The following is a 13612-nucleotide window of genomic DNA, read 5'->3' as shown; positions in this document are numbered from 1 at the left end:
CCATGCTCACGGGTAGCTGAGTGTGAAGGTCGCCCGTCCATTCGCAGTGCCCGGTTCAATGACTGCCGCCGTCTGCAGGTAACGTGCCGTCAACGGAATGCGGAACAAACCATTGCCAGCATGCCCGGCAGACCATTGATTGATTGCGCCCACCGCAGAAGAGTCCGGCCCGAATTTCAGCACCTGGTCATCCTTGAGCACCTGGATCGCTACACCCTTGGCACTGGACGCCGCGCTCAGCGCCATCCGGTCGCTGCGGTTGAGGGGATTGCCCGCATCGGTGATCGTTGCCGCAACCTGCAGCAAGCCCGCCGCATGGCCGCCACCGCACATCAGATCGATGGAGAACGGCCTTGCGGGCGAGGAACTACCCACACCATCGAATGCACTGACCTGAACATTGCCCAGAAACGCGTCTACGGCCGGTGTCGCCACCTTGCAGGTTGGTTTTTGCGGCGAAATGGTCACCGCGCTCCTTAAACGTACCGACCACCACTTGAATCCATCCGCTGCAGGAACCGAGGCTTTAAGCACCTCGCCCTGCAGCGTGCCGGAACCGGTGATGTCGCCGATCTTGATGATCTCCAGGCTCAGGTAGCTCAGGTTGGGAGGCCAGATATCTCGTCCGTAAAGATACGTGCGCGGATAAAACTGACCCGTTCCGTACCCTATACGTAGGCCTATTCCGGCAATGCCGGTCGTGTGGATGTTCTGGCCAACGTCAACACCGGTAGTTACCTCCCATATCGTCAAGGTACCCTCCGGGGCCACGTTCTCGCAGGTAATGGAGGTGGGCTGTTGCAGCTCGAACCATCCGGATCGCTTTGCCAGAACGGTTCCGTCGGGCACATCCGGATCGATGGTTACAGTGGAAAGGCCGCCAACGTAGGTCAAGGCAGGTTCGCCCGTATCCGACTTGCAGGTGATCGCGGCCCAGGCACTGGATGGCAGTGCCGTCGTCGCCAGCAAAGCGGCGAGCAGAACGGGAAACCAACCTCGGACATTCATATCGAATCTGCTCCTTTCGGGGGTTATTCGGTTGCTGCCGGTGCCTCACGTGGCCCAACAGGCGCAACAAAGAGGGCTCTCCGCTCGACAATGACTGCGCGGACCTGCGCGTGACCAACAAGGCAGGTGTGAACACCACGCAGCACATCACTAGCTGGCGCTGCTCGCCCGACACCTGCCCGCAAAGGCTGCGGATTCGTCCATGACCACGCAACAAAGCGTAGGCGGCGGCCGGATTGACCGACATAAGACAAGTCCCAAACCGAGTTGATAACGCTGCGACCCGTCCGAGCGCCGGCGTGAATTCACGACAGCACTGGCCACGCGTTCCTCCGTAAAAACCGCCACGCAAGGGCTGACAGCGCCATCGCAGCGATGGTGCTCATCGAGCATCCCCGACGCATCGCCACCACTGGCGCATGCAGCGCTGCCAGACCGCCTAGCGACAGGCCTGCTGGACCCGATTGTCCCAGCCGCTGGACATGGCGAAGTCACGCTTCAACCCGGCTTTGGCGTAGGCCTTGTCGCGCGCCACCCGCGTACGCTCACAGACGTCCTGGGGCCGCGGTGCCACCGCTTGCCGTCGCAGGTTGCGCGTAGCGGCCCCGTTTCTGCCCCGCGGCCCCTGCCGCAACTGCTCACGCAGCACTTCAAGACGCGCCAGCGCTGCCGCGTCCACCGCTTCGGGCGTCGCGCGCCATCGCTTCAATTCCCTGCCGATGCAGGGTTCGGACTGGTAGACGACTGCGCCGCCCGTCGCGCACTTGTAGACCGCAGGCCCAGCCGGCGCGGCCACGGCTGCAATCAGCAGCAGACAGGAAAGCGTGTGCACACCGGATGCCTTGTTCAGCCCTCTCAGCACCCAAGCTGACAGGATCGCGGCATCACCGCAGCCAGCGATCACGAAGTTGCTTTGTCAGGCTTCGCCTTTTCATCGGCAACCCGCAGAACCGGCTTCATCAGTCCAGTCTCATTGCATGAAGAAATTTCTTCACAAACTGCTTGCGGGAAAAAAGAAGGCCCGTTATGATTTCGTTCTCGGCAGCAACGCAACAACGCTTCACGGGGCCATAGCTCAGCTGGGAGAGCGCCTGCATGGCATGCAGGAGGTCAGCGGTTCGATCCCGCTTGGCTCCACCAAATCCGGACATTAGGCCGTCTGGATTGTCGACAATTTGATGAGTATAACGCGTCCCCATCGTCTAGAGGCCTAGGACATCACCCTTTCACGGTGGCGACCGGGGTTCGAATCCCCGTGGGGACGCCATTCATCAGGTACAAACGGACCCAGCCGTATCGGGTCTTTTTTTATCGGAGCAATCTTCCCAAAAGATTGCACGGAAGAAGAAAAAGCTTCCAATTCGATAAAAAGCCGCTATAATGGCGGGCTAGCAACAACGCGGGGCCATAGCTCAGCTGGGAGAGCGCCTGCATGGCATGCAGGAGGTCAGCGGTTCGATCCCGCTTGGCTCCACCAATTCAGGCATTAGGCCGTCTGAATATACAATTTGAGTTTTAAAGATTACGCGTCCCCATCGTCTAGAGGCCTAGGACATCACCCTTTCACGGTGGCGACCGGGGTTCGAATCCCCGTGGGGACGCCAACTTTAGAAAGCTCCGAGCAATCGGAGCTTTTTTTTGTCTGTTGTTTGAAGCAGCAATGCCCTGCCCGCTCAACCCGTACCAGGCGATTCGTTATTCGATCCGGTCCTTCAGCGGCGCTGCATCCAATCAAGCCGTTTCGAGCACCTGACCGCCAACACCAACGTGCGGAATGGCCCGCATACGCGAATCATCCATGGCATTGCCGACCACATCTGCTGCCCACCACGAGTCGCCGTTTTACGCTGGATGAGTTCGACTGACCGATTGTCCTGGGCGCGCATCCAGGCATCTCCATGCCGGCCGCAGCCAACCTCAGCAACACAGGGCGAACGGATAAGCCCAGCAGGCAGCAGCGCACACAACTGCCCAACCATCATCGACAGCACACCTGCTGCGCCAACATACTTCCCCCAGCTGCCATCCAGCAGCCACACGGGGAATTCGATGAACAAGAAAGCACTCGCCATCTTGCTGGCTGGAGCGCTGTTGTCTTTTGGCGGCACGACAATGCACGCCCGTCATCTGTTTGCCGAACGCCCGCAAGCACCCGATCCGTCCAGCGGCAAGTCAATCGAGTTCAAGGTCAAAGGATCCGACCGGATTGTTTTCATCACGCGGCGCGACAGGATTCAGCACTGGTCGATCCTGGGCTTGGGCGCAGCGTTGTTCCTGCTGGGCGCCAAAGGCGGTGCGCTGCAACGCAGCCAGGATGCATAGCTGGGAACGCGGTCCATTGGCCATCACCTGGTGCGCACCGCACGTCCTGCGAGAACAGTGAGCTCAAAGGCTGGAGGGCAGTCGAGTGCCCGGTGACAACTTCTCGGTTGAAGAAGTCGCTCTCATCGGTGTGGCATATGGATGCATTGCCGGGAAAGCCCCTGCCGAGCATGGCTCGGCACTACACGCTGCGCGATTGGGCTCCTGGATCCATGCACGCGGGCCGCACCGGCAGGCCAAATTCCAGACAAAGAAAAAGGCACCTAAGTGCCTGTTTTCTCTGGTGCCGAAGGGGGGACTCGAACCCCCACGCTTTTAAGGGCGGCGGATTTTGAATCCGCTGCGTCTACCGATTCCGCCACTTCGGCTGGCAGGAGCGGAATTATAGCGGAGCTTTCATCACTTGGGCATACCTTGGCTGAAAATATTTGTGTAATACCTGTTTCGGCGAGTGGCTATACTTCATCCGGGTTTGATACAGGGGCAAACGATGGGCTCACTCGAAGGTACGAGGGTGCTGGTCGTGGAGAACGACGAGTTGAACGCCATGCTGCTGCAGATGCAGCTGGAGATCGAAGGCATGCAGGTGGACGGCGTCGCCGCCTCGGTCAGTGCTGCGCTGAAGATGATCGATGAGCTGCAGCCACAAGTGGTGTTTCTGGACTATTGGCTGGCAAGCAATGAAAACAGCAGCGCGGTTGCCGAATGCCTGAGGCAACGCGGCACGCCTTTCCTTGTTGCGACCGGGATGGATATCAATCAACTACCCGACGTATTCGACGCCGGGGTAAAGCTGTCCAAGCCCTATACCAGCAGCGACCTCAGCCAGGCACTGCAGCGCGCTCTTGCTCCGGCTTGAGTTTGTGGGAGCGGCATAAGCCGCGAAGCAGACAATGCTGAAACATCGGGCACCATGTGGCCCGATGACGTATCTGCTTCGCGGCTTACGCCGCCCCTACACCCACACTGCTCTGACTCAGCTACCGCGCTTGGCCCGTGCAAACGCATCGGCCAATGCGCTATTGGCCGGTGCCGCAGCTGCGGCCGGTCGGCCGCCACCATTGCCTGCATTGCGCTGGCCGCGCTGATCCCTGTCGCGCCCCGCGCCAGCAGCACGCCCCTGCCCTGCAGCCCGCTCGTCACGCTCGGCTTTTTTCGCCGGCGCAGGCGCATCTTCCAGACGCCGGGTCAGGGCAATGCGCTTGCGCGGCACGTCCACCTCCAGCACTTTGACCTTGACGATATCGCCGGCCTTGACCACATCGCGCGGGTCTTTGACGAAGGTATCCGCCAACGCGGAAATATGGATCAGACCATCCTGGTGCACGCCGATATCAACAAAGGCGCCGAACGCGGCGACGTTGCTGACCACGCCTTCCAGGATCATGCCTTCGCGTAGATCCTTGATGTCCTCGATGCCCTCGGCAAAGCGCGCCGCCTTGAACTCGGGGCGCGGATCGCGGCCGGGCTTTTCCATTTCCTTGAGGATGTCGCGCACGGTCGGCACACCGAACTTGTCGTCGGTGAACTGCTCGGCTTTCAAACCGCGCAGGTAGCTGCCGTCGCCCAGCAATGCCTTGATAGGCCGCGCCGCGGCGGCGACGATGCGCTCAACCACCGGATAGGCTTCCGGGTGCACGGCTGAGGCGTCCAGCGGCTCATCACCATCGGCGATGCGCAGGAAGCCGGCGCATTGCTCGAAGGTCTTCTCTCCCAGCCGCGACACCTTGAGCAGATCCTTGCGGCGCTTGAACGGGCCGTTCTCGTCGCGGTGGCGAACGATGTTCTCGGCCACCGTGGACGACAGACCGGACACACGGGTCAACAAGGCGGCCGATGCGGTGTTGACGAATACACCCACCGCGTTCACGCAGTCCTCCACGCGCGCGTCCAACGCCTTGGCCAGCCGGAACTGATCCACGTCGTGCTGGTACTGGCCCACGCCAATGGCCTTGGGCTCGATCTTGACCAGCTCGGCCAGCGGATCCTGCAGCCGGCGCGCGATGGAAACCGCGCCGCGCAGCGATACGTCCAGGCCCGGAAATTCCTTGGCCGCGAACTCCGAAGCCGAGTACACCGAGGCACCGGCCTCACTGACTACAACCTTCTGCAGCTTGGGATTGGCACAGGCAGCAATAGCCTCGCCCGCCAGCTTGTCGGTTTCGCGGCTGGCAGTGCCGTTGCCGATCGCGATCAGTTCAACGTTGTGCTTGATGCACAGCTGTTTGATCGTCTGCAGCGACTGCTCCCACTGCCGGCGCGGTTCATGCGGATACACCGTATCGGTGGCCAGCAGTTTACCGGTGGCATCGACCACGGCGATCTTGCAGCCCGTGCGGATGCCCGGATCCAGGCCCAGCACCGCCTTCGGTCCAGCGGGCGCGGCCAGCATCAGATCCTTGAGGTTGTCGCCGAATACCGTGATCGCCTCGGCCTCGGCTTTCTCGCGGGCCTGGTTGAACAGGTCCAGCAACAAATGCATATGCAGCTTTGCGCGCCAGGTCAGACGGCAGGCATCCAGCAGCCAGCGGTCGGCCGGCCGTTCCTTGCTGGCGATGCCGGCGCTGCGTGCCACCCGGCCTTCTGCGTATTGATGACCGGCTTCGGCATCACTGCCCGGGTCCAGCTCAAGAAACAGGAACTCCTCGCGGCGCGCGCGGAACAAGGCCAGCAAGCGGTGCGAGGGAATCTTTGCAAGCGACTCGGCATGGTCGAAGTAGTCGCGGTACTTGGCACCTTCTGCTTCCTTGCCCTCGGCAACACGGGCACGGATGATGCCGTTGTCGGCCAGCCAGCTGCGCAGTTCGCCAACCAGCGCAGCGTCCTCGCCCCAGCGCTCCATCAGGATTGCGCGCGCGCCTTCCAGTGCAGCCTTGGTATCAGCGACGCCCTTTTCGGCATCAACGAAGCCGGCCGCGTAGACCTGCGGGTCCAGCATCGGATCGTTGAGCAGGCCATCGGCCAACGGCTCCAATCCTGCCTCGCGCGCAATCTGCGCACGCGTGCGGCGCTTGGGCTTGTAAGGCAGGTAAAGATCTTCCAGCCGCGATTTGGTATCGGCAGCCATGATCTCGCCACGCAGCACGTCATTGAGCTTGCCCTGCTCTTCAATGCTGGCCAGCACCGTGCTGCGGCGGTCTTCCAGCTCGCGCAGGTAGCTGAGCCGGGTTTCAAGATTACGCAACTGGGTATCGTCCAGACCGCCGGTTACTTCCTTGCGGTAGCGGGCAATGAACGGGACGCTGGCGCCTTCATCCAGTAATGCGATGGCGGCCTTGGCCTGGGCGGACTGTGCGCCGATCTCGTCGGCGATTGTCTGCGCGATCTGCTGCGCGAGCTTGATGTCTTGCATTGCCGGTGCGGTAGCCACGTTGACGGGAGCTGCCATTCTGGCAATGCGCGGGGCTGGGGGAAAGCCGTTGACAGCACGCGCCGGACCTGTCGCCGACGCGTGCGCCTGAATACTCAGGCCAAGTGCTGATTCAGCCGCTGGCTGGCGATGTCCTCACGCAGGTCTTCCAGCACCATGACGCGCATCGGCACTCTGCCGCTCACGCTCATCATCCGTTCGACGTAAATTTCCGGGCCATGCTCGGTATCTGCGCGGGTTTTGCTGAAGCCGTAGGGCAACACACCCTTATCGCCATCCTTGCTGCCACCGATATAAAGAACAATTGCCATGGTGGTTCGTACTCCTGTTGGATCTGTTTGGATCTGTAACAGGGGTAACGATACGCGGGGACACGTTACAGAGTTGTACACAAAAGGTTGGCGTTTGATGTCAGCGTTCAGCACAGCGCCATCACAGGTTTTTCAGCTGCGCGTAGGCCACCAGCCACGGCCCAGCATCGCGTAGCGGTCCGCCGCGCGCTCGAACGGATTACGCACGCTCACACCACCGCACAACAGGTACACCGGCAGGAACAAGGGCCCCAGTACCAGGTACTGGAAGACATGCGCACGTTCGTGGTCACCCAACCGCACGCGCGGATGTTGGCAGCGGCCAGCGCGGTGTTCGTAGGTCAGGCACAGGCCGTCCAGATCGTCGCCGGTGTGCAGGATCACCATGCCGAAGGTGATCGCCCCGCCCGGCCCCCAAGGCCAGCGCCGGAATACCAATGCGCACTCGCTGCTGCTCCACCGCGCGCGCGCGCCAGCAACGCATCCCAGCCCGCCGGCGATCAAACCGATCAGGGTATTGGGCGAGGTCCATAGACCGCCCAGAATGCGCAGCCACAGCGGCGGCATTGAAAGCTGCATCCGCTTCAGGCCGGCGAGACAACTTTGGCGGGCACAGCCTGCATCAGCCGGCCGGCGCGCGCAGGCGCCGCAGCTGCTGCAGGAACCAGGCCGAGGCGTCCTGCTCGGGCACGCCCGCACAGGAAACCCGATAGGCCTTGCCGCTCATGCTGCTGCGGCTGGCGGCACGGTCAATGAACTGCTCGCTGTTGTCGACCATGTCGCGCTTGAGCAGATAGTCGTACTTGCGTTGCAGGTGCCCACGCGCGGCCGCACCTTCATACCAGGTGCCATTGCGCTGGAAGCGGCAGCCCGAGCTTTCCAGGGCCTGCATCAAGCCATTGATCTCGCGCTGGGTGGCGGCACTGGGTGCAGCGCTGGCCGGGGCGGCAATGGCAGCCAGTGCAACTGCGAGCAAAAGATTGCAGAGTTTTCTCATGTGCGTTCGCTCAACCAGTCATTGATGGCGCCCGGCACTTCGCGCTGGGCGCGCCCGGAAACATAAATACCGATATGGCCGCCTCGGAAACCCAGCTCGGTGTAATCCGCGCTGCCCACCTGCGCCTGCATCGCCCGCGAAGCAGCCGGCGGCACCAGGTGATCCTGTTCGGCATAGATGTTCAGGATGGGCATCTGCAGTTGCGCCAGATCCACCGGCTCCTCACCAATGCGGATGCTGCCGTGCATCAGCCCATTGCCTTGATAGAACTGCTTGACGAACTGGCGGAACGCCTCGCCGGCAAGATCGGGTGAATCGAAGATCCACTTCTCCATGCGCAGGAAGTCTTCCAGCGCCTGCTTGTCGTCGAGGATGTCCATCAAGCCGACGTACTTCTGCACGTTCAAGCGGAACGGCTTGAGCATCAGGTAGCTGGCATTCATCAGGTCGGCCGGGATATTACCCAGCGTATCGACGAACAGGTCCACATCCACATGCCGTGCCCAGTGCGAGAGCATGTTGTCGGCGGTATGGAAGTCCACCGGCGTCACCATGGTGATCAGGTTCTGCACCTTGTGCTGGCGCAGGGCGGCATAGCAAAGGGCGAACACGCCGCCCTGGCAGATGCCGAGCAGGTTGACCGGCGCACCATCGCGCTGCGCGCGCAGGTGATCAACAGCACCATCGATGTAGCGCAGCAGATAGTCCTCCAAGGTCAGGAAGCGCTCGGAGCGATCCGGGTATCCCCAGTCCAGCACGTAAACGTCCTGGCCCAACGCCAGCAACTTCTGCACCAGCGAGCGGCCGTCCTGCAGGTCAACCATGTAAGGACGATTGACCAACGCGTAGACGATCAACAAAGGCGGCTTGCTGGTGTCGGCCTGGTCATTGACGAAGCGATAAAGCTTGACCTTGCCATCGCTCCACACCTCCTGGCGCTCGGTGAAGCCGTAATCCACGTCTTCCACGCCGGGCAACAGCTTCAGGCCATCAACCAGCTTGCGCTGCCACTGCAGGGTTTCCTGCAGCAGATCGTCATTGCCAAACCCGAGCGGACCCTTCATTTCGCTTTCCCGCGACGCGCCGGTGCCGGCTTGGTTGCAACGGCTGCCTTCCTGGCGACTGGCTTCCTGGCTGCGGCCTTGCTCGCTGCAGCTTTGGGCGGCACGTTCTTCGCAGCCTTCTTGGCGACTGCCTTCAACGGCTTGCCTGGAGCTGGTTTCACTGGCTTCGCAGCCGCCTTGCGGGGAGCGCCCGCCGCAGCTGCTGCGGCCGACTTTGCAGCTGTAGCCTTTGTTGCTTTTTCCGCTTTGCCCGTCGCTGCCGGCTGTGCGGTAGCGCTGACCGGCTGGGTTGCCGCGATCAAGCGCCGAACCTGCCGTTCCAGTTCGGCAATACGACGATGCGCGGCATCCATTTCAGTTCGCGTCGGAACGCCCATGGCGTCGCAGGCACGCTCCAGCTCGCTTTGCGAGGCCGCGCGCAAACGCATCTGCGCGTTGGCCAGCTCGCCATAGATACGCTGGAAATCCTCGGACAGCGCCACCTTGGCATAGGCCTCTTCGGCCGCATCGATCCACAGATCGAACATCGCCCGCGCACTGGTCAGCTGGCTGCCCGGTACTTCGTGCTCGCCCAGCTTGGCTTCGAAACGCTTGAATGCATCTTCCAGAACCTCGCGGATCGTATCCACATAGGCTTCTGCACGGGCTTGGTATTCCTGCTGGGTTTTCAGCAGTGCCTGCCAACGCGCCTGATGCTCGCGGGCCGGCCCGAAGGCAGGCGCGTTCAACCAATCGGCGCCACCAAAGCCACTCTGCGCAGCTTTGGCGAACTCACGCAGCCAGGGCTGATCGTTCAGGGCATTACCGCCGCGTGCGGCACCCAACATCCACTGCAGCAGATCCTCACCCTGCCCTGCCTGCACTGCTTCCCGCCAAGCCCCGGCCACTTCCGCCGCCGAGGTGTCACGGCCGGCAAAGCGCGCGGCAACCTGCTGCATCATGCCCAGCCAATCGCCGGCCTGGTGCTGGAAACGCGCCCCCAGTGCCTGTACTTCGGGGGGAGTGTCGGTGCTTACCAGGCGGGTCCACTGCGCGATGCTCTCGCGCCAGGGGAAGTCCGCGCCTGCTGCCGCAGCCGGGCCTTGCATGGACTGTGACCACGCATCCCAATAGCCGCGCATGCTGGCTTCAAAATCCGCATTGTCGTTGTTGCCTGGCGCCGCCATCGTCTACTCCCCGAATACCCGGCGATGATAGCAATGCGGCCGGCCTGCCGGCGTCAGGGCTTGGGAATGCGCAGGGTCTTGCTGATCATCAGCGAGCCGGACAGCGCAAACAGCAGGACCAGCGGATGCAGCTGCCACGGGCCCAGTTGCCAGCTGCCGCCCCATAGCGCCGGGCCGATCGCGTTGAAATGGGCAGCCAGGGCCAGCACGATCACCAGCGCCAGGCTGGTGGGAATGGGCGTGCCTTCGAAGTACGGCACCTTGTCCGATTCGCCGGCGATCTCTTCGGCGGTCACGTTGTAGCGCGCCAGGCGGCTGACGCCGCAGCACACGAAATAACTCAGGATCAGCCAGTCCCAACCGCCCTGCATGCCACAGGCATACGCCAGCGCCGCCGGCGCCACGCCAAAGGAAATGATGTCGGCCAGCGAATCCAGCTCGCGGCCCAGCGTCGATGAAGATTGCCGCCAGCGCGCAACCCGCCCATCGAGCGCATCGAAAATGAAGGCCAGTGGAATCAGCGCCATGCCAAACATCAAAAAGCCGCGCTGGCCGTCCTGCAGGAAGCGCATCGCCGCGAACACCGCGCCGGTGCCGCAGAACGCGTTGCCGAGGGTGAACCAATCCGCAAGCTGGAACTCACGGAGCATCGAGAAATGGCGTTTCATGGGAACTCACGGTGCATTGACCCGCACAGGGTACCGCGAGCAGCTGAATGCTGGACAGTACAGGCGCCAGGGCCGCCGAAGGCTACCCGCCCGCCCCTGAGGTCACCGGCCGGCTTGGCGGGCGCACCCCCGTTCACACACGATGGCTCCCAACCGCCACTGCGGGGATGCCGCAGCGCGGCAGGCACATAGCCTGCCGCCACCCGCACCCAGGCATTACAGGCGCGTATAGCACCACGATTGCATGCGCCCGTCGCGGTACGGCATCACCCCATGGAACGGCCGTGGATCCTGGTCGAACACCAGCGGCAGGAAGTGCCGGTCGCCTTCCCACAGCGGCAGGGATTCGAGCTGATCCACTGCAACCCATTCCAGCGTGCCTTCCGGGTTGGTTTCCATCGGCGTGCCGGTGTAGTCATCGATGACGAAGATGAAGGCGAACCAGTCCTCGCCGTTCTTGCCGAAGCCCGGCCAGCTGATGCTGCCGCGCAGACGGGTGGTGCCGCACTCGATGCCGGCCTCTTCACGGATCTCGCGATGCATGCAGGCAAGGATGTCCTCGTCGGTTTCCATCTTGCCGCCCAGCCCGTTGTACTTGCCCAGGTGCATATCACCGGGGCGGGTGTTGCGGTGGATCATCAAGGCCTTGCTGCCGTCGGCAGACAGTACGTAGCCGAGCGTGGCCATAATCGGGGTGTACGGCATAGCGACAACCGGAACCAGAGGGGCACGCAGTATGACCGATGCGCGGCGCAGGCCTCAGCCTGGCAGCACGTCCATGCGCCGCATCGGCACCACGGTATCGTCCACCCGTCGCAGCGTGGCCACGCTGTGGCCGCGTTCGGCCAGATATTCCAGCCATTTCCCAAGGAAGGTGTTCATGCGCATGCGATGGCTGATCAGCGCTTCCGGCGGCGGGTACATGCCCATCACGTCCTGCCAGCGCCGGCCCACGTAGCAATGCGTGGTTTCGGCCTGGCGTGCGTCGCGGTACAGGCGCACGAACGCTGAAGGGTCGGGCTCACCGGTGACCGGGTCGCACAGGTCATAGGTCAAACGCAGCTCCACCGTGTAGCGGTGGCATTCGATCACGTCCAGGCGCAGATCCAGGCCATCACCGATGCTGGACAGGTGGCTGCCTACATGCAGCCGGTCCGGTGCGAACAGCCGCATCAGGTGATCGTGGTTTTCCGCATACAAGCCCATCAACCAGCTCAGCCGGCTGAGCCTGGGGATGCGATCGATGCGGGAAAGTGCGCCTGCCATTGGCTGATCGTACACGCCGGGAGGTGTCGGGCGCAGCAACGACGATCCGTTGTAGTGCCGAGCCATGCTCGGCAGGGGCTCTACCAATGACCGTTGTAGTGCCGAGCCATGCTCGGCAAGGCCTCTACCAATGACCCAAGAGCATTGCAGGAGCACCATAAGCCGCGAAGCCTGCGTCAATGAAGCCGCTGGGCCAGCTGCAAATCCCGAGAACCATCAGCTTCGCGGCTTACGCCGCTCCCACAAAGCAAATCCTAAGGCCAACCTGGGTTTGCCGGTAACGCCTCTGCCGAGCATGGCTCGGCACTACCGGTGACCCAAGGTCATTGCAGGAGCGACGTAAGCCGCGAAGCCTGCGTCAGTGAAGCCGCAGGACCAGCTGCAATCCCGTTGAACCATCAGCTTCGCGGCTTACGCCGCTCCCACAAGGAAAATCCAAGGCCAATCTGGGTTTACCGGTAATGCCGCTGCCGAGCATGGCTCGGCACTACCGGTGATCTTTGCTTAGAACATCTCGCGCTGAAGGCTCAAGGTGCTCAGCACCTTGCTGGAAATCTCTTCGATCGAGGTGTGGGTGGTGCTCAGCGTTGGAATGCGCTCCATGCGGAACATGGTTTCGGCCGCGGTGACTTCGCGCTTGCAGGTCTCGAAGCTTGCATAGCGGGAATTGGGGCGCCGCTCCTGGCGGATCTGCTGCAGGCGTTCCGGATCGATGGTCAAGCCGAACAACTTGTTGCGATACGGGCGCAGACGCGGCGGCAGGCGGTCCTGCTCCAGATCCTCCTCGGTCAACGGGTAGTTGGCCGCGCGGATGCCGTAATGCAGCGCCAGATAGATGCAGGTCGGGGTCTTGCCGGCGCGCGATACCGCCACCAGCACCACATCGGCCTCGTCGTAGTTCACCGCGATGCCGTCGTCGTGACTCAGCGCGAAATTCATCGCATTGATGCGCCGGTGGTAGGTTTCGAAGTCGACCATGCCATGCGCCTGGCCCACCTTGGAGTGCCGGGCGGAGCTCAGTTCCTGCTCCAATGGCCCGATGAATGGGGCAAAGACATCCAATACCAGCGCCCCGCTCTCCTCCAGAATCATCCCCAGGCTGGAATCCACGCAGGAACTGACCACGATCGGGCGCACCTGGTAGCGCTCGCCAGCAGCGCGGATACGCGCCGCCGCCTCATGCGCCTTGTCGGCATCGTCCACGAAAGACATGCGATCAGTAACGAAACTGAAGCCATTGAACTGGGTCAACAGGCTGTGACCTACGGTTTCGGCGGTGATGCCGGTACCGTCAGAAACATAGAAAACCGGCCGGATTGCCGTCATGAGAGCTCCCTTCAGAATGTGATCCTGACCACAGGTCAAGCGTGATGGCCTAGCCTGTCCCGGAAAAGACAAGCACAAGACAAAGTATTGTCACAAGCTTGTGCGGCTTCGGTG

The 13612-nt window shown here is 62.2% G+C and carries 15 protein-coding genes and 5 tRNA genes; 6 read left to right on the top strand and 14 right to left on the bottom strand.

What is annotated here, in order from left to right; translation table 11 throughout:
* Positions 1-6 precede the first annotated feature (6 nt).
* Together ABE493_RS00195 and ABE493_RS00190 are read right to left on the bottom strand one after the other, a co-directional pair.
* Entirely contained in the window at positions 7-1008 is a 1002-nt protein-coding gene (locus ABE493_RS00195) for a fimbrial protein (RefSeq protein WP_346496115.1), read from the bottom strand.
* Positions 1009-1447: 439 nt separating this feature from the next.
* Positions 1448-1912: a hypothetical protein gene (locus ABE493_RS00190; protein WP_346496113.1), complete on the bottom strand. Its 465-nt coding sequence runs from the start codon at positions 1910-1912 to the stop codon at positions 1448-1450.
* A 160-nt stretch (positions 1913-2072) separates the two neighbouring features.
* Between ABE493_RS00190 and ABE493_RS00185 the strand changes: the two genes are divergently transcribed.
* The 4 genes from ABE493_RS00185 (at position 2073) to ABE493_RS00170 (ending at position 2612) form a co-directional block, all read left to right on the top strand.
* Positions 2073-2148 (top strand) — tRNA-Ala (locus tag ABE493_RS00185).
* A 51-nt stretch (positions 2149-2199) separates the two neighbouring features.
* Positions 2200-2275, top strand: a tRNA-Glu gene (locus tag ABE493_RS00180).
* Between the two features lie 134 nt (positions 2276-2409).
* Positions 2410-2485, top strand: a tRNA-Ala gene (locus tag ABE493_RS00175).
* 51 nt (positions 2486-2536) lie between these two features.
* Positions 2537-2612 (top strand) — tRNA-Glu (locus ABE493_RS00170).
* A 108-nt stretch (positions 2613-2720) separates the two neighbouring features.
* Here the strand turns inward: ABE493_RS00170 and ABE493_RS00165 are convergent.
* On the bottom strand, positions 2721-3065 hold the full coding sequence (locus ABE493_RS00165; RefSeq protein WP_346496111.1) for a hypothetical protein: 345 nt from the start codon (positions 3063-3065) through the stop codon (positions 2721-2723).
* Here ABE493_RS00165 and ABE493_RS00160 point away from each other — a divergent pair.
* Positions 3058-3330, top strand: a complete 273-nt coding sequence (locus ABE493_RS00160; RefSeq protein ID WP_346496109.1) for a hypothetical protein — start codon at positions 3058-3060, stop codon at positions 3328-3330. The two genes, ABE493_RS00165 and ABE493_RS00160, sit on opposite strands and share 8 nt — an antisense overlap.
* 281 nt (positions 3331-3611) lie before the next feature.
* Here ABE493_RS00160 and ABE493_RS00155 read toward each other — a convergent pair.
* A tRNA-Leu gene (locus tag ABE493_RS00155) sits at positions 3612-3698 on the bottom strand.
* Positions 3699-3820: 122 nt separating this feature from the next.
* On the opposite strand from ABE493_RS00155, the gene ABE493_RS00150 reads away from it, so the two are divergent.
* Complete coding sequence (locus ABE493_RS00150; RefSeq protein ID WP_346496107.1) at positions 3821-4189, top strand: response regulator; 369 nt, start codon at positions 3821-3823, stop codon at positions 4187-4189.
* A gap of 117 nt (positions 4190-4306) precedes the next feature.
* On the opposite strand, the gene ABE493_RS00145 is transcribed toward ABE493_RS00150, so the two are convergent.
* The 10 genes from ABE493_RS00145 to ppsR form a co-directional block, all read right to left on the bottom strand.
* Positions 4307-6682: a Tex family protein gene (locus ABE493_RS00145; protein ID WP_346496443.1), complete on the bottom strand. Its 2376-nt coding sequence runs from the start codon at positions 6680-6682 to the stop codon at positions 4307-4309.
* Between the two features lie 113 nt (positions 6683-6795).
* Positions 6796-7011 (bottom strand): hypothetical protein, encoded by a 216-nt coding sequence (locus ABE493_RS00140; protein WP_062166038.1) that lies wholly within the window; start codon positions 7009-7011, stop codon positions 6796-6798.
* 132 nt (positions 7012-7143) lie between these two features.
* Positions 7144-7578, bottom strand: a complete 435-nt coding sequence (locus tag ABE493_RS00135) for a hypothetical protein (RefSeq protein WP_346496105.1) — start codon at positions 7576-7578, stop codon at positions 7144-7146.
* A 55-nt stretch (positions 7579-7633) separates the two neighbouring features.
* Entirely contained in the window at positions 7634-8008 is a 375-nt protein-coding gene (locus ABE493_RS00130) for a DUF5329 domain-containing protein (protein WP_346496103.1), read from the bottom strand.
* Positions 8005-9072: a class III poly(R)-hydroxyalkanoic acid synthase subunit PhaC gene (locus tag ABE493_RS00125; RefSeq protein WP_346496101.1), complete on the bottom strand. Its 1068-nt coding sequence runs from the start codon at positions 9070-9072 to the stop codon at positions 8005-8007. Before ABE493_RS00125 ends, ABE493_RS00130 begins: the two co-directional genes overlap by 4 nt.
* Positions 9069-10238 carry a class III poly(R)-hydroxyalkanoic acid synthase subunit PhaE gene (phaE, locus tag ABE493_RS00120; protein WP_346496099.1) on the bottom strand — a complete coding sequence of 390 codons (1170 nt, stop codon included), beginning with the start codon at positions 10236-10238 and terminating at the stop codon, positions 9069-9071. The genes ABE493_RS00125 and phaE overlap by 4 nt, the downstream gene beginning before the upstream one ends.
* A 53-nt stretch (positions 10239-10291) precedes the next feature.
* A complete protein-coding gene (locus ABE493_RS00115) occupies positions 10292-10906 on the bottom strand; it encodes a CDP-alcohol phosphatidyltransferase family protein (RefSeq protein WP_057628346.1) in 615 nt (204 codons plus the stop codon).
* Between the two features lie 216 nt (positions 10907-11122).
* Positions 11123-11611 (bottom strand): NUDIX hydrolase, encoded by a 489-nt coding sequence (locus tag ABE493_RS00110; protein ID WP_346496097.1) that lies wholly within the window; start codon positions 11609-11611, stop codon positions 11123-11125.
* Between the two features lie 54 nt (positions 11612-11665).
* Entirely contained in the window at positions 11666-12172 is a 507-nt protein-coding gene (locus ABE493_RS00105) for a DUF1249 domain-containing protein (RefSeq protein WP_346496095.1), read from the bottom strand.
* A gap of 504 nt (positions 12173-12676) precedes the next feature.
* A complete protein-coding gene (gene ppsR / locus ABE493_RS00100; RefSeq protein ID WP_346496093.1) occupies positions 12677-13498 on the bottom strand; it encodes a posphoenolpyruvate synthetase regulatory kinase/phosphorylase PpsR in 822 nt (273 codons plus the stop codon).
* Positions 13499-13612 lie beyond the last annotated feature (114 nt).

Source organism: Stenotrophomonas terrae, assembly GCF_039674165.1.
GTDB lineage: Bacteria > Pseudomonadota > Gammaproteobacteria > Xanthomonadales > Xanthomonadaceae > Stenotrophomonas > Stenotrophomonas terrae_A.
Note: the sequence above shows the minus strand (reverse complement) of the source record. Positions and strands in the feature narration are given on the sequence as shown.